The following is a 19,950-nucleotide window of genomic DNA, read 5'->3' on the forward strand; positions in this document are numbered from 1 at the left end:
ATGCGGGCACCGGGGGGCGCGGAAACGACCACGCCGAGCCTCGTTACGCTGGCGCCCGTGATGATCAAAGGACGAGGCGTACGGTGGCTCGGCACCGTGTTGGCGGTTTCCTCGGTGCTCGTCTCGGGGTGCGCGTACTCCGCCGACCCCGACGACCTGCCCGGGCGGTACCGCGACGACAAGAGCGGCGGAGAGATCACGCTCGGTACCGACGGGACGTTCTCCGCCACGTCCCTGTCGACCGAACCTTCCGAGGAGCCCTCCGACTTCAGGGGGCGGTGGGAGTTCGTCGACAGCTCCGCCAGCGACTTCGTCTACCTGACCGTCGACGACCTGGGTCCCGGAAAGGCCAACGGCATCCAGCTCTACCCGACCGGCGAGGGAACGGTGGAGTTCCGTGTCCCGGACGACCCGTGGTTCCTGGAGCTGAGCAAGCAGACCGCGCCATGACCCCGACGGCCCCGCGCCCCCTGGTCGCGCGGCCGTATCGACTCTCCGCCGTTTCCGGGCGGTGGCGTCCTCCGAAGGGCCGCGCACGGCCCTTCGGAGGACGCCACCGCCCGGACCGCTCTTGACGCTGTGATCTTCGGGCACTAACTTGCGGTCGACATCGACCCATGACGACCGCGAGGAGGCGACCCCGGATGAACACCTGCTCCGACCTCGGTCGCCTCGCCCACACCGCGGCCTGGGTCCACGGGCGTATCGCCCACGGCTGCTGACCGCGCCGTCCAGCCCTTCCCGCCCCGGGGCACCCTCGGGTGCCCCCCTTCGGCCTTCCCGGCACGCCTCGGCCGCGTGCCGTTCCGCGCCCGGCCAGGCCCACCCTTGTCCTGCCCTGCCCTGCCCTGTCCGGTCCGGTCCGGTCCTGTCCGGTCCTGCGGCGCGTCCGAGCACAGAAAGCTGCCCACATTGGCGAACATGACCCATCCACCCATCTCGCACCTCATCGGGGGACCGTCGTGGTAGAGGCTCGCATCACCGTCAACGGGGAAGAGACACCCCTCGCTCCGGCGCCGCCGCACACCACGGTGCTGGACTTCCTGCGCGAGCGCGGCCTGACCGGCACCAAGGAGGGCTGCGCCGAGGGCGAGTGCGGTGCCTGTTCCGTGCTGGTGGCCCGCCCGGGAGTGGACAAGCCCACCGACTGGGTGGCGGTCAACGCCTGCCTCGTCCCGGCGGCGGCCCTCGACGGCCAGGAACTCGTCACCTCCGAAGGCCTCGCCACCCCCGGGGCCCCCGGTACCCCGTCCACCCTGCACCCCGTCCAGGAGGAGATGGCGGTCCGCGGCGGTTCCCAGTGCGGCTACTGCACCCCGGGGTTCGTCTGCAGCATGGCCGCCGAGTACTACCGGCCCGGCCGCCGCGCCCTCGCCGGCCCCGGCTCCCCCGCCGGCAGCGGGGACGACACCGGCTCGGACGCCGGCACCGGCCCCGGCACCGCCTGCGACGCCGAGCACGGCCCGAACGGCTTCGACCTGCACGCGCTGAGCGGCAACCTGTGCCGCTGCACGGGGTACCGGCCCATCCGCGACGCCGCCTTCGCCGTCGGGGCGCCCGCCGACGACGACCCCCTCGCCCGGCGCCGCGACGAGGCTCCGCCCGCGCCGGTGGCCACCTCGTACGCCCAGGGCGGCGGCGTGTTCGTCCGCAAGGAGACCCTGGCCGAGACACTGCGGCTGCTGCGCGAGCGGCCCGACGCGGTGGTGGTCGCCGGCTCAACGGACTGGGGTGTGGAGGTCAACATCCGCTCCCGGCGCGCCGATTGCGTGGTCGCCGTCGACCGTCTCCCCGAGCTGCGCGAACTGCGCTTCGGGCCGGAGGTCCTGGAACTCGGGGCGGCGCTGACCCTCACCGAGATCGAACGGCGTCTGGGCGGCCGGGTGCCGCTGCTGGCCGAGCTCTTCCCGCAGTTCGCGTCCCGGCTCATCCGCAACGGGGCCACCCTCGGCGGCAACCTGGGCACCGGCTCCCCCATCGGTGACAGCGCGCCGGTGCTGCTCGCGCTCGACGCCTCCCTGGTGCTCGCCGACGCCGACGGGGAGCGCGAGGTGCCCCTCGCCGCGTACTTCACCGGCTACCGGCAGAGCGTGCGCCGGCCGGGCGAGCTGATCCGTGCCGTCCGCGTGCCGTTGCCGCTGTCGCCGGTCACCGCCTTCCACAAGATCGCCAAGCGGCGGTTCGACGACATCTCCAGCGTGGCCGTCGCCTTCGCGCTCGACGTCGAGGACGGGATCGTCCGCACGGCGCGGATCGGACTCGGCGGCGTCGCCGCCACCCCGATCCGGGCGCTGGCGACCGAGGCGGCCCTGGAGGGCCGGCCGTGGACCGCGGAGACCGTCGAGGCCGCCGCGCCGGTGCTGCGGGAGGAGGGCACGCCGATGGACGACCACCGGGCCAGTGCCGCCTACCGCTCCGCGATGCTGGGCCAGAGCCTGTTGAAGCTGTACGCGCGAACCACCGAGGCGGTGTCGTCATGAGCCAGTTGTCCGAACGCCCCGAGAAGCCCGTCGTCGGCCTCTCCCTGCCGCACGAGAGCGCGACCCCGCACGTCACCGGGACCGCCCTCTACACCGACGACCTGATCCACCGCACCAAGGACGTCCTGCACGCCTACCCGGTGCAGGTCATGAAGGCCCACGGCCGGATCACCGCGCTGCGCACCGCGCCGGCGCTCGCCGTGCCCGGGGTGGTGCGCGTCCTGACCGGCGCCGACGTGCCCGGTGTCAACGACGCCGGGATGAAGCACGACGAACCCCTCTTCCCCGACGAGGTCATGTTCCACGGGCACGCGGTCGCCTGGGTGCTCGGCGAGACGCTGGAGGCGGCCCGGCTCGGCGCCGCGGCCGTCGAGGTCGACCTCGACGAACGGCCCTCCCTGATCACCCTCGCCGAGGCCATCGCGGCGGAGAGCTTCCACGGCGCCCGGCCCGTGATGGAGACCGGCGACCTGGACGCCGGATTCGCCGACTCGGCACACGTCTTCACCGGCGAGCTGCAGTTCTCCGACCAGGAACACTTCTACCTGGAGACGCACGCGGCGCTCGCCCTGATCGACGAGGCCGGCCAGGTCTTCGTCCAGAGCAGCACCCAGCACCCCTCCGAGACCCAGGAGATCGTCGCGCACGTCCTCGGCCTGCACAGTCACGAGGTGACGGTCCAGTGCCTGCGCATGGGCGGCGGCTTCGGCGGCAAGGAGATGCAGCCGCACGGATTCGCGGCCGTCGCCGCGCTCGGCGCCCGGCTGACCGGCCGGCCCGTCCGGGTCCGGCTCAACCGCACCCAGGACCTGACGATGTCCGGCAAGCGGCACGGCTTCCACGCCTCCTGGAGGATCGGCTTCGACGCCGAGGGCCGCATCCAGGCGCTCGACGCGACGCTCACCGCGGACGGCGGCTGGAGCCTGGACCTGTCCGAACCGGTGGTGGCCCGCGCCCTGTGCCACATCGACAACACGTACTGGCTCCCGAACGCCCGCGTCACGGGCCGGATCGCCCGGACCAACAAGGTCTCCAACACGGCCTTCCGCGGATTCGGCGGCCCCCAGGGCATGCTGGTGATCGAGGACATCATGGGCCGGTGCGCGCCGCTGCTCGGGCTGGACCCGACCGAGCTGCGGGAGCGCAACTTCTACCGGCCGGGCCAGTGCACGCCGTACGGGCAGCCGGTCGTCCGGCCGGAACGGATCTCCGCCGTCTGGGAGCAGGTCAAGGAGAACGGCGCCGTCGCGGACCGGCAGCGGGAGATCGCCGCCTTCAACGCCGCCCACCCGCACACGAAGCGGGCCCTCGCGCTCACCGCCCTCAAGTTCGGCATCTCCTTCAACCTCACCGCCTTCAACCAGGGCGGCGCGCTGGTGCTGATCTACAAGGACGGGTCCGTCCTGATCAACCACGGCGGCACCGAGATGGGCCAGGGCCTGCACACCAAGATGCTCCAGGTGGCGGCCACGACGCTCGGCATCCCGCTGCACAAGGTGCGCCTCGCGCCGACCCGCACCGACAAGGTGCCCAACACCTCCGCGACCGCCGCCAGCGCGGGAACGGACCTCAACGGGGCGGCGGTGAAGAACGCCTGCGAGCAACTGCGCGAGCGGCTGCTCCAGGTGGCCGCGACGCGGCTCGGGACCAGCGCGGCGGACGTCCGCATCGTCGAGGGCGTCGCGCGCGGCCTGGGCGGCGACGCGGAGCTCGGCTGGGACGAGCTGGTGCGGACCGCGTACATGCAGCGCGTCCAGCTGTCGGCGGCCGGTTTCTACCGCACCGAGGGGCTGCACTGGGACCCGAAGTCGTTCCAGGGCACTCCGTTCAAGTACTTCGCGCACGGCGCCGCCGCGGCCGAGGTGGAGGTGGACGGCTTCACCGGCGCGTACCGGATCCGGCGGGTGGACATCGTGCACGACGTCGGCGACAGCCTCTCCCCGATGATCGACATCGGCCAGATCGAGGGCGGCTTCGTGCAGGGCGCGGGCTGGCTCACGCTGGAGGACCTGCGCTGGGACGCCGGTGACGGACCGAACCGCGGGCGCCTGCTGACCCAGGCGGCGAGCACGTACAAGCTGCCGAGCTTCTCCGAGATGCCCGAGGAGTTCCACGTCGCGCTGCTGCAGAACGCGGCGGAGGAGGGCGCGGTCTACGGCTCCAAGGCGGTGGGCGAGCCCCCGCTGATGCTGGCCTTCTGCGTCCGGGAGGCGCTGCGGCAGGCCGCGGCGGCGTTCGGGCCGGACGGGACCGGCGTCGAGCTGGCCTCGCCCGCGACCCCGGAAGCGGTGTACTGGGCGGTCCAGGCCGCCCGGGGCGGTGCCGGGCAACGGGTCGGATTCGGTGCGGGAAGCGGTGCCGGGCACGGTACGCGGGCCGGCGCGGAAGCGCTGAGCGGTGCCTGACATGACGTGGTTCGCCGCGGTCGCGCGGTTGCGGGCACGCCGGGAGGCCGGCGTGCTCGTGACCGTCGCGACCGTGCGCGGCCACGCCCCGCGCAACGCCGGCGCGAAGCTGGTGGTCGGGCGGACCGAGACCTGGGGCTCGATCGGCGGAGGCAACGTGGAGGCCGTCACGATCGACCGGGCCCGGGAGATGATCGCCGCGGCCGCGCCGGAGCCGGAGCTCATCGACTTCGCCCTGAACGACAAGGTGTCCAACCGCCACGGGGTGCAGTGCTGCGGAGGCACCGTGTCCGTCCTGCTCGAACCCCTCCCGGTGGTGCGGGCGGTGGCGATCTTCGGGGGCGGGCACGTGGGTCTCGAACTGGCCCGGATCCTGGCCCGCCACGACCTGGACCTCCACCTGATCGACAGCCGCGCCGACACCCTCACCGCGCAACGGCTCGCCGTGCTCGACGACGCGGTGGCCCGGGTGCGGGTGCACCACACGCCGCTGCTGCCCGAGGAGGTCCTGGAGGCACTGCCGCCCGGCACCCACGTCCTGATCATGACCCACGACCACGCCGAGGACGCCGCGCTGTGCGACGCCGCTCTGCGCACCGGTCATCTCGGCTCCATCGGGCTGATCGGGTCGGCGGCCAAGTGGTCGCGGTTCCGCAAGCGCCTCGCCACCGAGGGCGGTCATGACGACGCCGTCATCGACCGGATCAAGACGCCGATCGGCCTGCCGGACATCGCGGGAAAGGAGCCCGCCACGATCGCGGTCAGCGTCGCGGCGGATCTGCTGCGCACCTTCGAGGCGGCTTGAGTCCGGGCGGGAGGGTCCGGCGGGACGTGGCCGGACGGGACGGTCCGGCCACGGCGACCGAAGCGCGGTGCTCGACGCTTGAACAAGGACGCATGAACAAGGACGCATGAACAAGGACGCATGCAGAAGACGCCTACATAAAGCGGGGATAACGGCCGGTTCAGGTCGCCGGCCGATATCCCGTACCGTTCCCAAGCATGCGAAACTGGATGTTCGGCGGCATTTACGGCACCGTCCTGGCCAGCGCACTGCTCGCGGCGTTGCAGAGCGAAGGTGAACGCTTCACCCCGGTCTACGACGCGTTGTGGATCCTGGTCACCGCGATCGCGGCGGGTCTGGTGCACGGGTACGCGCACCACATGGCCGCCCACCACACCGGCAGCGCCTCCGTGCGCTGGCGGCGCCTGGTGACCGCGCTGGGCGAGGAGTGGCCCCTGGTGGTCGCCGTCCTGCCCACCGTGGCCCTGCTCCTGGTCGCCGGGGCGGCGGACTGGAGCGAGGCGCCGGTCACGACGTTTGGGCTCACGCTCAACACCCTGCTGCTCGGCGCCTGGGGAACCTTCGCCGCCCTGAGATCCGGCTACCGGCGCCGGTCGGCCGTGCTCGTGGGCCTGGCGGACGCGACGATCGGGCTGGCGATCGCGGTGGCCAACGCGCTGATCAAGTAGGGGCGCGCCCGGGGGCGGCGGCCGCGATCCGCCTGCCGCGTCAGGGGGCGGGGACGGGGCCGCCGGGGCGGAACCGCTCCACTCCGACGATGTGGCGCACCTTGACCGGCCGCACGATCACGGCGACCCGCCGCTCCCCCGGCATGATCCACGGATAGCGCTCGCAGCCCAGGTACTTGTGTGCCATCCGGTCCATCCGCTCGTGCGCCTCCTCGCCCTCGACGAAGCGGGAGACGACGCCGCTGATCTGCACGCGGTCGTACGGATCGGCGGCGTCCACGTGGGAGAGGTAGACGCGGGGGTCGTTGCGGAGGTTCTCCTCCTTCACCCGGCCCACGGACGTGTTGAACGCCAGCTTCCCCTCGCCCTCCAGGTCCACCCACATCGGGCTGACCTGCGGGGCGCCGTCGAGGCACACCGTGCCGACGTACCAGATGTTGGGGGCGAGGAGCCGGGCGCGGACAGCGGGGGCGAGAGTCTGCGTCATCGCCCGAGACTACCGACGACGACCGTCCTGGCGGAATGGCGCGGAGGGTGCGCGTACCCGTCGGTCACGCGTGATGGACAGTGCGGGGAGACTGTGCTCTCCTGCGGACTCGAACCGACGCGCCCTCGCCCCACCGTCCCGCTCAGGAAGGATGCCTGACCGATGGTCACCCGAGTGCCTCGTGACGTTCCCGCCGTACCCGACGTGCCCGGCGTGGCCGCCGCACCCGCCGCACCCGCCGCACCCGATGTCCTCGCGCCGGCGAGGCTCGGCCCGCTGACCCTGCGCAACCGGATCGTCAAGGCGGCCACGTTCGAAGGCGCCACCCCCGACGGCCTCGTCACCGACCGGCTGGTCGACTACCACCGCGGGCCGGCCGCCGGCGGGGTGGGCATGACGACCGTCGCGTACCTGGCGGTGGCCCCGGAGGGACGGACCGAGCGGCGCCAGATCTGGATGCGGCCCGAGGCCGTTCCGGGGCTGCGCCGGCTGACGGAGGCCGTGCACGCCGAGGGAGCGGCCGTGGCGGCGCAGATCGGGCACGCCGGACCGGTCGCCAACGCCGCCTCCAACCGGCGCCCGGCCCTCGCCCCGACCCGCCGGTTCAGTCCGCTCGGCATGCGGACCACGCGGGCGGCCACCGAGTCCGACATCGAGCGGATCATCGCGGCGCACGGAGAGGCCGCCCGGCTCGCGGTCGACGCGGGCTTCGACGCCGTGGAGATCCATCTGGGGCACAACTACTTCGCGAGCGCGTTCCTGAGCCCCCGGCTGAACCGACGCCGGGACCGGTACGGCGGGAGCCTCGCCAACCGGGCCACCGTCGCTCGGGACGCCGCCCGCGCCGTGCGCGACGCCGTCGGCGACCGCGTCGCCGTCACCGCGAAGCTGAACATGGACGACGGCGTCCCCGGCGGCATCTGGCTCGACGAGAGCCTGCAGCTCGCCCGCTGGCTCCAGGACGACGGCACGGTCGACGCCCTGGAGCTCACCGCCGGCAGCTCCCTGCTCAACCCGATGTACCTCTTCCGCGGCGGCGCGCCCCTACGGGACTTCGCGGCCACCTTCCCGCGGCCCCAGCGCCTCGGCGTGCTGGCGCTGGGCGGACGCTTCCTGATCGAGTACCCCTACGAGGAGGCGTACCTGCTGGACTCGGCCCGGCAGTTCCGCGCGGAACTGGACCTGCCGCTGATCCTGCTCGGCGGCATAGCCGACCTCGCCACCGCGCGGCGTGCCATGGCCGAGGGCTTCGACTTCGTGGCCATGGGGCGCGCCCTGCTCCGCGAGCCCGACCTGGTCAACCGCTACCGGGCCGGTACGAGCAGCACGTCGCTGTGCGTCCACTGCAACCGTTGCATGCCGACGATCTACACGGGCACCCGCTGCGTCCTGGTGGATCCGGAGCCGCTGCCCCGGATCTGACCCGGGGGCCCTGAAGCCCGGGAGCCCTGGAGACCCGGAGCCCCGGCGACCCGGAGTCCCAGAACACCGGAGCACCGATACCGCCGTCCCCGGCCGGCGCGGGACGGCCGCCCCGGATGCGCTCCGCCACGGATGGACGAGGAAGTTCCCCCGTGTCGGGGAAGAGGACCCCCGCGAGGGGTGAAACGCGGAGGGCGTCCGCATCGACCGCGCCTGGAGGCCGGTTGATGCGGGCATGAGTTCCGTTGCGAGCAGTCCGATACTGACCAGCGCCGCGTCGAGCACTGCCGAAGGGGTGGGCGCGGAAACCGCGTCCGGGCCCATACTGAGGCTGACCTGGCCGGATCCGCACACGCCCCGGACAAGGCGCACCCCTCACCAGTCCTCCAGGCGTCGCCCCGCGCCTCGCTACGGCCGCCTCGGCCCGTACCTCCGGCTCCAGTGCTACGCCGCCGTCGGGCACTTCCTCCGCGGCCTTGCCTACGGCACCGGCCTCGGCCTCGCCGGCGCCCTCGTCTCCAGGATGCGCGGACTGTGGTGATACCCCCGGCGGCCTGAGACGGCCGTGGGCCCGGTGGGCGGCGGACGCCGTCCACCGGGCCCCAGGTGCAGGGAGCACCGATCCCCGGGACGGCGATCACCGGCGACGGGTGTCCGTACGGGCGGGGCGCGTCCACGCCGGGGCTCGGCTCCGTGCGGCGGCGCGGCCGGCCCGGCCGCGTCGGCCGCGCCCCGTCACCCGGGGTCGGGGGCCGGCCGCTCCGCGTCCCGTCAGCCCTGCCCGGTGGGACGCAGCTCCCGTTCGAGGGCGGCCAGGGCGAAGGCGTGCGCGGAGGCGTGCTGCCAGCGGGACCGGCCGAACATCACGTCCTCGGAGATCCCGCTCAGCATGGCCACGGCCCGGATGGTGAACTCCGGGATGTCCACGTCGGCGAAGTGACCCAGGTCCCGGCCCTCCCGGAGGATGGCCTCCAGGCGCTCGTCCCAGCCGTCCAGCAGTTCGGTGAGGACGTGCCGGCCCGCTTCGTCGTGGCGCTGGGCCAGTACCTGCGTCCACAGCGCGTAGCGATCGTCGCCCTGGTGGCGGGGCAGGTAGAAGCGGACGAACAGGTCCAGCTTCTCGGCGGGGGACGCGGCCCGGTCGGCGGCCTCCTGGAACCGGGCCCAGAGGTCCGCCTGGCTCCAGGCGAGGACTTCGAGCAGGAGCCGGTCCTTCTTGCCGAAGTGATACAGGATGTGCCCGGTGCTCATGCCGGCCCGCGCGGCGATGTCGGACATCCGCAGGGCCGCCGTGCCCTTCTCGGCGATGAGGCCGATGGCGGCCCGCATGGCCCGCCCCCGCGCCTCGTCCCCGCTGGGCTGGCGCTTCCTGTCGGTCGGCACCCGGGCCGCGGGCCGCGAGGCGCCGCGGCTCCCGGCGTCCGCCGCCCCGGTCACGCCCTTCGGCGGGGAGGGGCGGTCGGGCAGGGCGGGCCCGGTCTCTGACGTCGGCATGAGCTCACCTTCGGTTCCGAAAATCCAGACTCCGAAGTCTAGGTTCCGGCCATCTAGACCACTAGTCTAGACTGAAAATCTAGTTAGAGTGCTGGGAGTGGGGCGGCCGCCCGTGTGCGGCCGCCCCACCGCCGGCGGCCTGCCTGTATGACCCACCACCCGGGAGACACCCACATGACGCGCGGATTCGATGTCGTGGAGACCTGTATCGCCGACCTGCGCGCGGCGCTGGAGAAGGGCGAGACCACCTCGGTCGAGCTGCTCGACGCCTACCTCGCGCGGATCGACGCGTACGACCGGCCCGGCACGGCCACCGCGCTGAACGCGATGGTCGTGATGAACCCGCGCGCCCGGGCGGAGGCGGAGGCCTCCGACGCGCGCCGCGCCCGCGGCGAGACGCTCGGCCCGCTGGACGGCATCCCGTACACCGCCAAGGACAGCTACCTCGCCGAGGGGCTCACGGCCGCGTCCGGCTCCCCGGCGTTCGAGCACCTCGTCGCCCAGCGCGACGCCTTCGCGATCGAGCGGCTGCGCGCCGGCGGCGCGGTCCTCATCGGCCTGACCAACATGCCGCCGATGGCGAACGGCGGCATGCAGCGCGGTGTGTACGGCCGCGCCGAGAGCCCGTACAGCGCCGAGTGGCTCACCAGCGCGTACGGCTCCGGCTCCTCCAACGGCTCGGGCACCGCGACCGCGGCCTCGTTCGGAGCCTTCGGCCTCGGCGAGGAGACCTGGTCCTCGGGCCGCGCCCCGGCCTCGAACAACGCCCTGTGCGCCTACACCCCCAGCCGCGGCGTGATCTCGGTCCGTGGCAACTGGCCGCTCGTACCGACGATGGACGTCGTGGTCCCGCACACCCGCACCATGGCCGACCTGCTGGAACTGCTCGACGTCATCGTCGCCGACGACTCCGACACGCGCGGGGACCTGTGGCGTGCGCAGCCGTGGGTGCAGCTGCCCTCGGCGTCGCAGGTGCGGCCCGACTCGTACCCGGCGCTCGCCCCCGCCGACGCCGGGGCGGCGTCCGAGGCGCTCGCCGGCAAGCGCGTCGGCGTCCCCAGGATGTACATCAACGCCGACCCCGAGGCCGGCACGAACCCGGACGGAGGCATCGGCGGCCAGACCGGGCAGCGCGTCGTCACGCGCCCCTCGGTGATCGCGCTGTGGGAGGCGGCGCGCCGTGACCTGGAGGCCGCCGGCGCGGAGGTGGTCGAGGTCGACTTCCCCGTGGTGTCGAACTACGAGTCCGACCGCCCGGGAGCGCCCTCGCTGTTCACCCGCGGGCTGGTCAGCCGCGCGTACCTCACCTTCGAGATCGAGGACCTGTCCGCCTGGGCCTGGGACGACTTCCTGCGCGCCAACGGGGACCCGGCGCTGTCGAGCCTGGCCGACGTCGACGCCACCCGCATCTGGCCCAAGCAGGAGGGCGAGCTGCCGGACCGGTACGAGGGCTTCGACGACACGATCGGCGACTACCCGCGCTTCGTGCGCGAGCGCCCGTACGCGTCCCTCGCCGACATGCCGCTCCTCGAGCAGGGGCTGCGCGGGCTGGAGGAGACGCGCCGCGTCGACCTGGAGCTGTGGATGGACGACCTGGGCCTGGACGCGGTCGTCTTCCCCGCGGTCGCCGACGTCGGCCCCGCGGACATGGACGTCAACGAGGCGTCCGCCGACCTCGGCTGGCGCAACGGCGTCTGGGTCGCCAACGGCAACCTGGTCCCCCGCCACCTCGGCATCCCGACCGTGACCGTGCCCATGGGCACCATGACGGACACCGGCATGCCCGTCGGCCTGACCTTCGCGGGCCGCGCCTACGAGGACAACACCCTGCTGTCCCTCGCGGCTGCCTTCGAGAAGACCGGCAACCGCCGCACGACGCCCTCGCGCACGCCGCGCCTGGCCGCGCAGTGACCTGAGGAGGTACCGGGGCCGCCGCCCCGGTACCTCCGCCGTCGGCGCCGCACCCGGCTCGTCACCGGGTGCGGCGCCGACGGACCGGCCGAGGACCGGCAGGGTCGACGTCCCTCGGGCGGTCGGCTCACGAGGCGCCGTCGAGGACCTCCCGCAGCCGGTGCGCGAACTCGTCCGGCTTCCCGGGATAGCCGGACTCCGCGTCGGCGAAGCCGCCGTGATGGCTCGGGAACACGGTCACCCGCTGCCCGAGCAGCTCGGCGGTCGCGACGGAGGTGCGTCCGGTCAGCACGCCGCCGGACTCCTCGCCCACCGCGATCACGACGCGGGTCGGCGCCGCGGCGATCGCCTCGGCATCGGGCCGGTAGCCGCTGACGGCCCACGACCGGTCGGAGAGCAGCGGATCGTCGCGCGATCCGTCGTCGCCCACGGGCAGTCCGAACGCGGCCGGATCGGCGGCCGGCCGCGCGAAGTACGCGTCGGTGAACTCGCCGTCCCACGAGGTCATCGCCACGAACGCGGCCATGCCGGCCCCCCATCCCCGCTTCTCGTACACCTCCCGGACATCAGCCCGCGCCCGCACGGCCGCCGGGCCGTCCGGCGTGAGCGTGAGGAGCGGCGGCTCGTGCGCGACCAGGGTGGTCACGTCCCCCGGGTACTTCGCCACGAGCTCGAGCGCCGTGACCGCGCCCCCGCTGCTCGCGAACATCTCGACCGGCCCGGCCCCGAGCGCCTCGATGACGGCGTGCACGTCATCGGCCTGGACCTGCGGCGTGTGGTCCACCCGCCCGTCCTTGCGCGTGCTGCGGCCGATCCCACGCGGGTCGTACGTGGCGACCGTCCGCTCGGGAAGGCGCGCCGCGAGCGCGGCGAAGCCGGCGGCGTCCATGGGCTGCCCGATCATGAGCAGCGGCGGTCGTCCATCAGCGGTCGGCAGCGGCCCGCGCACGTCATAGACGAGGTCCGCGCCGGCCGTCTCAAGCGTCTGAGTCTTCATACCCCTACAGACCGGCCACACCCCGAAAACTCATCGGCGCGCCCGGCATCGCGTCGCGGGAGTCGGAGCTCACCCCGTCGCACGGGCGCGGCGGGGGCGCAAAGGGCTGGTCGGCTGCCGTTGATCACACGGACCGGTCCCCGGCTCCGAGTCCCGGGGAGGTATCAGGCTGCCGGGCGGGCGGGCTTCCAGCGGCGCAGGCCGGTGTCGGTGAGTTCGATCGGTTCGCCGCGGGCCGTGTCGTGGTGGACAACAGGTCGTCAGCTGTCATCACCTCGCGCAGGCGAGGAGTGCCCGCCCCGGGGCGCCGGCGAGTTCCCGGCCGGCCGTGTCCGCGTACGCCCCGGCCGGACTCGTTGTCAGTTCCTCGTGCCATGCTGACGGCGATCAGAGTCGACGGGGTGTTCGATCGTTCCCGTCGCCGCACACCGATGCAGAGGACCGAGAGAATTGACCGCGCTGTCCCCCCTTCCCGCTGCCCTTCCACTCGCCTCGTTCCCGGCCGTTCGTGACGCCGCCCAGGACCTTGCGGGAACTGGAGATGATGCGGTGCAGCGCGCACATCCGGGCGAAGGCGGACTGGTTCGACAAGCGGAACGACGCCGGGATCGTCGCCCGGTGGACCGAGGAGGCGATCGCCCAGGGCCTGACCGAGGCTCAGGTCCGTTACGTGCTGGACGAACTCGCGCACTACGCCGCCCTGCGGGACGCGCGGACCGGGGTCGAGGTGTCCGCCGTCGACGGGGTGTGGCAGTCGGACGCGCTCGTCGACGACGCGCTCGGGGCACGGCTGCGCGAGGCGGTGCGGGTGCTGGAGGAGGTCCCCGAGGAGGAGCGCGACTGGCATCCCGGTTCCGAGGGGCAGGTCCTGGACCTGGTGCACCCGTCACTGTTCTGCCTGGTCCGCGAGGTGAGCGGGGCGCCCGAGGAGGCGTGGCGGAATCCGGCGGAACGCTATGCGAAGTACGAGTTCTCGGAGAGGTTCCAGTGGCTGCCGACGGAGGTCGACGTCGACGAGGACGGCGGGGTCACCTTCGGGTCGTACGTGAACAACGTGCACCCGGAGCGTCACCGCGACCTGCTCGCGGTCCTGCCGGACGTCTTCGCCCGGATGCGCCCGCTCCTGGAGAACGTGCTCACCGACCTGCGCCACCCGCGGCCCGTACGGATCGACGCCGACCCCTGGGGCTGGTACGGATCCGCGCCGGTGCGCCCGAACAGGACCGCCTTCGCTGACGACGTGGCCTACGAGGAGGCGAGTCAGGCCTGGTCGGAGGCGTACGACGAGTGGTGGGAGAACCGTCGCCCGGTCGTCCCGGACGCCCCGGTGTTCACCGCGCCCGAGCGGCCCGACGCGTCCGCCCGCGTCGACCTGCGCGGTCGCCGTCTCCAGGTCATCGTCAAGGTGGCCTCCATCCACCTCACTCCCGAGAAGCCCGAGTACGCCGGCGGCTCCTGGCACGTCGAGGGGATGCTGAACGAGCGGATCGTCTCGACCGGCCTCTTCTACTGGGACAGCGAGAACATCACCGAGAGCCGGCTGGGGTTCCGCAGCGCTCTGGACGACCCGGAGTACGAGCAGAGCGACGACGACGGCATGCGGGAGGTCTACGGCCTGGAGAACGAGGACGCGCTGAACCAGAGGCTGGGGTCCGCGTCGACCCCGGCGGGCCGCTGCCTCGCGTTCCCGAACGTCCTGCAGCACCGAGTCGGCTCGTTCCGCCTCGCCGACCCCACCCGGCCGGGGCACCGGAAGATCCTCGCGTTCTTCCTCGTCGACCCGTCGCAGCGGATCGTGTCGACGGCCGACGTGCCGCCGCAGCAGCCCTGGGCCGAGAGCTCGACCATGACGCTCGCCGAGGCCGAGCAGTACCGCGAGGAGCTCATGCGGGAGCGCAAGTTCTTCGTCGACGAGCACAACGAGCAGCTCTACGAGCGGGAGTTCTCCCTCTGCGAGCACTGACCGCGATCCGGACGCCCTGCCCGGGTGACCGGATGGCCACGTGACCGGATCGAGGGGCGACCGGCGTGACCGGGGGGCCTGTGCGAACCCGCGCAGGCCGCCCGGTCAGGGCGTGGGGCGGCAGCCGAAGACGCGCTCCAGGAGGAGGCAGAGGGAGTCGCGCTCCTCGGCGCCGAGCCCGTCCAGCCCCTCCTGCGTGGTGCGCATCCTCGCGCGGATCGCGTCGGTGACGCGCTCGCCCTCGGCGGTGAGGATGACGTTCTTGACGCGCCGGTCGGACGCGTCGGCTTCGCGGCGCACCAGGCCGCGCTTCTCCAGCCGGTCGATGATGCCGGTGATGTTGGAGGCGTCGCAGGTCATGGTCTCGGCCAGCGCGCGCATCGCGGCGGGCCCGCGGCGCAGCACGGTCAGCGCCTTGGCCTGGCTCGCGGTGAGGTTCTCGCTCGCCGCCGCGACGGTGAAGTCGCCGAGGTAGACGCCCCAGGACATCGAGAGCTGCTCCATGAGCCGGTCGGTGTCGACGGGCGCTTGCGCACGCGGAGCTTCTGTCATGGGACAACAGTATCCCGAGAAACTTGACTATCTCAAATATGTGGCTCTACCTTCTTCAGTATTGCATGAAGTTCTCAAGCATCAAGGTTGTCAAGTAAACGCCATAAGGAGCGCCCCTGTGACCGCCACCGCGTCCCCCGCCTCCCGCGCGGCCGAGATCCTCTCCCGGCCCGTGGCCCTGAACGGCCTCACCGTCCCGAACCGCATCGTGATGGCGCCGATGACGCGCATGTTCTCCCCCGGTGGCGTGCCCGGCGAGGACGTCCGCTCGTACTACGCCCGCCGTGCCGCCGCCGGCGTGGGCCTGATCGTCACCGAGGGCACGTACGTCGGCCACGACTCGGCGGGGCAGAGCGACCGCGTGCCGCGGTTCCACGGCGAGGAGCAGCTGGCGGGGTGGGCGAAGGTCGCCGAGGACGTGCACGCGGCGGGCGGCACGATCGTGCCGCAGCTGTGGCACATCGGCATGGTGCGCCAGCAGGGCCAGGCGCCCTACCCCGACGCCCCGGCCATGGGGCCCGTCCGGCATCCGCACCGACGCACCGAGGGCACGGGCAAGGAGATGACCCGGAGCGACCTGGACGACGTCATCGGCGCCTTCGCCGAGGCCGCCGCGGCCGCCGAGCGCATCGGCTTCGACGGCGTCGAGCTCCACGGCGCCCACGGCTACCTCATCGACCAGTTCCTGTGGGCGGTGGACGAACCGGCGCACCGACGCGTACGGCGGCGACCCCGTGGCCCGTACGAAGTTCGCGGCCGAGATCGTGGCCGCGGTCCGCGCGTCCGTCTCGCCCGACTTCCCGGTGCTCTTCCGCTACTCGCAGTGGAAGCAGGACGCCTACGACGCCCGGCTCGCCGAGACCCCGGAGGAGCTGGAGGCGATCCTGACCCCGCTGGCCGCCGCCGGTGTCGACGCGTTCCACGCCTCCACCCGCCGCCACTGGATCCCCGAGTTCGACGGCTCGGACCTCACCTGGCGGGCTGGACCCAGAAGCTCACCGGCCTTCCCGCCATCACCGTCGGCTCGGTCGGCCTCGACGGCGACTTCATCCACGCCTTCGCGGGCGCGGGCGCGCCGGTCCAGGGCATCGACGAGCTCCTGGACCGTCTGGAGCGCGACGAGTTCGACATGGTCGCGGTCGGCCGGGCGCTGCTCCAGGACCCCGAGTGGGCGGCCAAGGTCCTCGCGGGCCGGACCGACGAGCTGAAGCCGTACGACGCGGCCGCGGTCAAGACCCTGAGCTGAGGGCCCGCGCCGCGGCGCGATCGACCGCGACGACGGCCGGGAACCGCAGGGTTCCCGGCCCGTCGTCGCGCTGTGTCCACGCGTCGCCGGCCCGGTCCGGCGCGCGCGTCCGGCTCTCCGCCCGGCCGGGGCCCGCTACGCGCTCACCCCGCCGCCGGACCGGCGTCCGTGGCGCGTCACTTCGCCAGGAAGGCGAGGAGGGCCGTGTTGACCTCCTCCGCGTGGGTCCACAGCAGGCCGTGCGGGGCGCCCTCGATCTCGACGTAGTCGGCGGACGGCAGCGCCTTGTGGAAGGGGCGCGCGGTGCCCTCGGCCGGGAGGATGCGGTCGGCCGTGCCGTGCAGGATCAGGGCGGGCACGTCCACGGCCGGGATGTCGGCGCGGAAGTCGGTGTGTACCAGGTCGCCGGTGCGGCGGACGCGGCGAAGGCGCCGCCCCGGGCCGCGGTGTTCCAGCTGTTGCGGACGGCCTCCTCGCTGATGCGGGTGCCCAGGTTCTCGTCCAGGTTGTAGAAGTCCTGGAAGAAGGCCGTGTAGTAGGCGTAGCGGTCGGCCTTGACCGCGTCGACGACTCCGTCGAAGAACTCCTTGGGGGCCACGCCGTCCGGGTTGTCGTCGCTCTTCAGCAGGCACGGCTCGAGCGAGGCCAGGAACGCGACCTTCGCCACGCGCGCCGAACCGTACGTGGACACGTAACGGGCGACCTCGCCGGTGCCCATGGAGAAGCCGACCAGGACGGCGTCGCGCAGGTCGAGGGTCTCCATCACGGTGTTCAGGTCCGCCGCGAAGGTGTCGTAGTCGTAGCCGGCGGTCGGCTGCGAGGAACGGCCGAAGCCGCGGCGGTCGTACGTGATCACCCGGTGCCCGGCGTCGAGCAGCGCGGCGGACTGCCGCTCCCACGAGTGCCCGTCGAGCGGGAAGCCGTGGATGAGGACGACCGGCTGCCCGGTGCCGTGGTCCTCGTAGTAGAGCTCGACGGCGGTGGTGTTCTCCTGGCCCACGGTGATGTACGGCATGGGGTGTCTCCTTGCTGTGAATCGGCTGGTCGGCGCCGCCTTCCGGCACCGGACGCCGTCACGCTACGAGCCGGGGAGCGGAGTCTTTTGCCCCTGCACGCACGGCATCTTGACCGTGCGTGCAGGGCTGCCACGGCTGCCCGCGGGACCGGCCGTTCCGCCGGTCCCGGCGGCTCTCCCGGTTCCGGCGGTTCGGCGGGTCCTGCCGGTTCTGCCGGTTCTGCCTGTGGTTCTGCCTGGAGGGGGAAAAGGCCCGCTGCTTGGCTGGTCGGTGTGGGCGGGAGCCCGGGCCCCGGCGTGCGGCCCGGTCGCGCTCCTGAGTCGATTCCCCTGACTGGAGAGCAACTTGAGCTTGGTGTTGACGACCGCCTCCGTGCCGGACCGGGAGAAGGTCGCGTACTGGAACGACGCGGTCAGCAGGGCGCTGGTGCCGCTGACGGTCACTCCCCGGGGCGAGGGACCGTTCGACGGCCGGATCGCCTCCGGCCGGCTCGGCTACCTCCAGGTGTGCACCATGGAGGCGGACGCGGAGCGGGTCAGCCGTACGCCGGCGCTGATCGCCGGGTCGTCCGAGGCCCTGGTGTCGGTCGCGGTCCAGATCTCCGGCACGGCCACCGTCGTCCAGGACGGCAGGCGGGCCGAGGTGGCGGAGGGCGAGCTGGTGGTGTGCGACACGACCCGGCCGTACTCCGTCGACTATCCGCAGCGGTTCGCGACCCACGTCTTCCAGCTCCCGCGCCGCACGCTGGGCGTGCCGGACGACGACGTCCGACGGGTCACCGGCAGCGCCATCGGCACGGCGGACGGGGTCGGCGCGATGCTGCTGCCGTTCCTGGCCACGCTGGCCTCGTCCGGCGCCGACCGCTACCCGCAGGTGGTCGCGAACCGCCTGGCCGGGAACGTCGTCGACCTCCTCTCCACGCTGATCGCGGAGCGCGCCCACCACGGGGGCACGGAGTCGGACGGGCGCAGCCACCTGATGCTGCGCGTCCTCGACCACATCAACCGGAACCTGGGCGACCCGGACCTGTCGCCGGAGCGCATCGCCCGGGAGCACCGGATCTCGGTCCGCTACCTGCACCGGCTGTTCGAGGGTGAGGGAACGACGGTCGGGCAGTTCGTCCGGCGGCGGCGTCTGGAGGAGTGCCGGCGCGAACTGGCCCGCCGCGGCAGGACGACGCCCACCGTGTCCGCCGTCGCCCAGAGGTGGGGCTTCGTCAACCCCGCCCACTTCAGCCGGTCCTTCCGCGCCGAATACGGCGTGTCCCCCGCGCGAATGGCGCTCCCTGCGCACGGACCGGGACGCCGGGGCCGCGCGAGACGGCGAGCACCAGGGGGCTGACCTCCCGCGTTCCAGCGGGTAAGGTCCCCGCTCGGAGCCGCGCCGGCCGACCCGTGCCCGCGGCGACGCGGCCCTGCTCGGTGCAGCCCTCCTCGGGCCACGGGCGGTGCGCCGCGTTCCGGCGCGTTCCGGTGATCCGGCGTCGTTCCGGCGCGTGCCCGCGTCCGGCCGGGAACCTGCGTTCCGGACGTCCCTTTCGCTTCAGGCCCCGACGGCAGGAGACCGTGCGTGACCGACTTCGATCCCCCGTCCTCCCGGCCCCCGGTCCTGGACCGCACGACGCGCGCCTTCGTGGACCGGCATGCCTGCCCTCGGCCGGCGCCCGCCCAGAACCCGGAGGATGCCCTGCGCAGCCTCGCACTCCTCCAGGGGGACGCCGACCCCGGCGCTCTCGACGAGGAGGCCACCGAAGCGGAGTGGTACGCCCTGCCGGGTGGCCCGACGGGTCACGTGCGGGTTCAGGTGGTCCGACCGGCCGACACCTCCGGTGCGCTCCCCCGTCGTCCTGTTCCTGCACGGGCTCGGCTGGACCCTGGGCGACGCCGACACCCACCGGCGCCTGGCGCGGGCCCTCGCCCTCGGCGCGGACGCGGCCGTGGTGTTCGTCGACCACGCGCGCGCCCCGGAGGCGCGGTATCCGGTCGCCGTCGAGCAGTGTTACGCGGTCGCGCGCTGGATCTGCGCGCAGGGCGGCGAGATCGGCCTGGACGGCGGCCGGATGGTCGCCGTGGGCGACTCGGCGGGCGGGAACCTGGTGGCGGCGCTGACCCTGCTCGCCAAGGAGCGCGGTGGGGTGCGCCTGCTGCGGCAGGTGCTGCTGTGCCCGGTCCTGGACGCCGCCTGCGACACCCCCTCGTACCGGGAGTTCGCCGACGGCTACTTCCTGGACCGGGCGACGATGCGCCGGTTCTGGGACCAGTACCTGCCCGACGCACGGCAGCGGAGCCTGGCCACCGCGTCACCGCTGCGGGCCTCCCTCGACGAGCTCGCCGGACTTCCTCCGGCGCTGGTGGTCACCAGCGAGGCCGACGTGGTGCGCGACGAGGGCGAGGCGTACGCGGACCTGCTCCGGTCGGCCGGCGTGCCGGTGGTCTCCCTGCGCTATCAGGGCACGATCCATGGCTTCATGGTGCTCGATCCGCTGCGCGACACGGATTCCGCGC

At 73.1% G+C, this 19,950-nt stretch carries 14 protein-coding genes and 2 pseudogenes; 11 read left to right on the forward strand and 5 right to left on the reverse strand.

Annotated features, from left to right (window positions below; all coding sequences use genetic code 11):
* Window positions 1-60: 60 nt before the first annotated feature.
* From ABD981_RS10630 to ABD981_RS10650, 5 genes are all read left to right on the forward strand, one after another.
* The gene (locus ABD981_RS10630; RefSeq protein ID WP_046906249.1) at window positions 61-450 is read left to right on the forward strand and encodes a hypothetical protein; all 390 of its coding nucleotides are present in this window, start codon (window positions 61-63) and stop codon (window positions 448-450) included.
* Window positions 451-962: 512 nt separating this feature from the next.
* Entirely contained in the window at window positions 963-2,480 is a 1,518-nt protein-coding gene (locus ABD981_RS10635) for a xanthine dehydrogenase small subunit (protein ID WP_046906127.1), read from the forward strand.
* Window positions 2,477-4,885, forward strand: coding sequence for a xanthine dehydrogenase molybdopterin binding subunit (gene xdhB, locus ABD981_RS10640; RefSeq protein ID WP_046906128.1), 2,409 nt, complete (start codon window positions 2,477-2,479; stop codon window positions 4,883-4,885). Before ABD981_RS10635 ends, xdhB begins: the two co-directional genes overlap by 4 nt.
* Window position 4,886: 1 nt before the next feature.
* Window positions 4,887-5,690, forward strand: a complete 804-nt coding sequence (gene xdhC, locus ABD981_RS10645) for a xanthine dehydrogenase accessory protein XdhC (protein WP_046906129.1) — start codon at window positions 4,887-4,889, stop codon at window positions 5,688-5,690.
* Window positions 5,691-5,887: 197 nt separating this feature from the next.
* Window positions 5,888-6,358, forward strand: coding sequence for a hypothetical protein (locus ABD981_RS10650; protein WP_046906130.1), 471 nt, complete (start codon window positions 5,888-5,890; stop codon window positions 6,356-6,358).
* A gap of 40 nt (window positions 6,359-6,398) precedes the next feature.
* Here ABD981_RS10650 and ABD981_RS10655 read toward each other — a convergent pair whose 3' ends face one another.
* Window positions 6,399-6,845 (reverse strand): TIGR03618 family F420-dependent PPOX class oxidoreductase, encoded by a 447-nt coding sequence (locus ABD981_RS10655; protein ID WP_046906131.1) that lies wholly within the window; start codon window positions 6,843-6,845, stop codon window positions 6,399-6,401.
* A 162-nt stretch (window positions 6,846-7,007) separates the two neighbouring features.
* Here ABD981_RS10655 and ABD981_RS10660 point away from each other — a divergent pair, with 162 nt between their 5' ends.
* Complete coding sequence (locus tag ABD981_RS10660) at window positions 7,008-8,267, forward strand: NADH:flavin oxidoreductase (protein ID WP_123954209.1); 1,260 nt, start codon at window positions 7,008-7,010, stop codon at window positions 8,265-8,267.
* Between the two features lie 771 nt (window positions 8,268-9,038).
* Here ABD981_RS10660 and ABD981_RS10665 read toward each other — a convergent pair.
* Window positions 9,039-9,761: a TetR/AcrR family transcriptional regulator gene (locus ABD981_RS10665; RefSeq protein ID WP_240495108.1), complete on the reverse strand. Its 723-nt coding sequence runs from the start codon at window positions 9,759-9,761 to the stop codon at window positions 9,039-9,041.
* 174 nt (window positions 9,762-9,935) lie between these two features.
* Between ABD981_RS10665 and ABD981_RS10670 the strand changes: the two genes are divergently transcribed.
* Window positions 9,936-11,672 (forward strand): amidase, encoded by a 1,737-nt coding sequence (locus tag ABD981_RS10670; RefSeq protein ID WP_046906133.1) that lies wholly within the window; start codon window positions 9,936-9,938, stop codon window positions 11,670-11,672.
* A gap of 127 nt (window positions 11,673-11,799) precedes the next feature.
* On the opposite strand, the gene ABD981_RS10675 is transcribed toward ABD981_RS10670, so the two are convergent.
* On the reverse strand, window positions 11,800-12,669 hold the full coding sequence (locus ABD981_RS10675; protein ID WP_046906134.1) for an alpha/beta fold hydrolase: 870 nt from the start codon (window positions 12,667-12,669) through the stop codon (window positions 11,800-11,802).
* 475 nt (window positions 12,670-13,144) lie between these two features.
* Here ABD981_RS10675 and ABD981_RS10680 point away from each other — a divergent pair, with 475 nt between their 5' ends.
* Entirely contained in the window at window positions 13,145-14,632 is a 1,488-nt protein-coding gene (locus ABD981_RS10680) for a DUF4246 domain-containing protein (protein ID WP_486389393.1), read from the forward strand.
* A 105-nt stretch (window positions 14,633-14,737) separates the two neighbouring features.
* On the opposite strand, the gene ABD981_RS10685 is transcribed toward ABD981_RS10680, so the two are convergent.
* Window positions 14,738-15,184, reverse strand: coding sequence for a MarR family winged helix-turn-helix transcriptional regulator (locus tag ABD981_RS10685; protein ID WP_046906136.1), 447 nt, complete (start codon window positions 15,182-15,184; stop codon window positions 14,738-14,740).
* A gap of 118 nt (window positions 15,185-15,302) precedes the next feature.
* Between ABD981_RS10685 and ABD981_RS10690 the strand changes: the two are divergent.
* Window positions 15,303-16,430 (forward strand): annotated as a pseudogene (locus tag ABD981_RS10690) (NADH:flavin oxidoreductase).
* A gap of 176 nt (window positions 16,431-16,606) precedes the next feature.
* Here ABD981_RS10690 and ABD981_RS10695 read toward each other — a convergent pair.
* Window positions 16,607-17,445: pseudogene (locus ABD981_RS10695) on the reverse strand (alpha/beta fold hydrolase).
* Window positions 17,446-17,800: 355 nt separating this feature from the next.
* Here ABD981_RS10695 and ABD981_RS10700 point away from each other — a divergent pair.
* Together ABD981_RS10700 and ABD981_RS10705 are read left to right on the forward strand one after the other, a co-directional pair.
* Window positions 17,801-18,787, forward strand: coding sequence for an AraC-like ligand-binding domain-containing protein (locus tag ABD981_RS10700; RefSeq protein ID WP_345528902.1), 987 nt, complete (start codon window positions 17,801-17,803; stop codon window positions 18,785-18,787).
* Window positions 18,788-19,274: 487 nt separating this feature from the next.
* The coding region (locus ABD981_RS10705; protein ID WP_345528895.1) for an alpha/beta hydrolase at window positions 19,275-19,950 on the forward strand (676 nt) is incomplete at its 3' end.

It is taken from the genome of Streptomyces showdoensis (genome assembly GCF_039535475.1).
Classification (GTDB): domain Bacteria; phylum Actinomycetota; class Actinomycetes; order Streptomycetales; family Streptomycetaceae; genus Streptomyces; species Streptomyces showdoensis.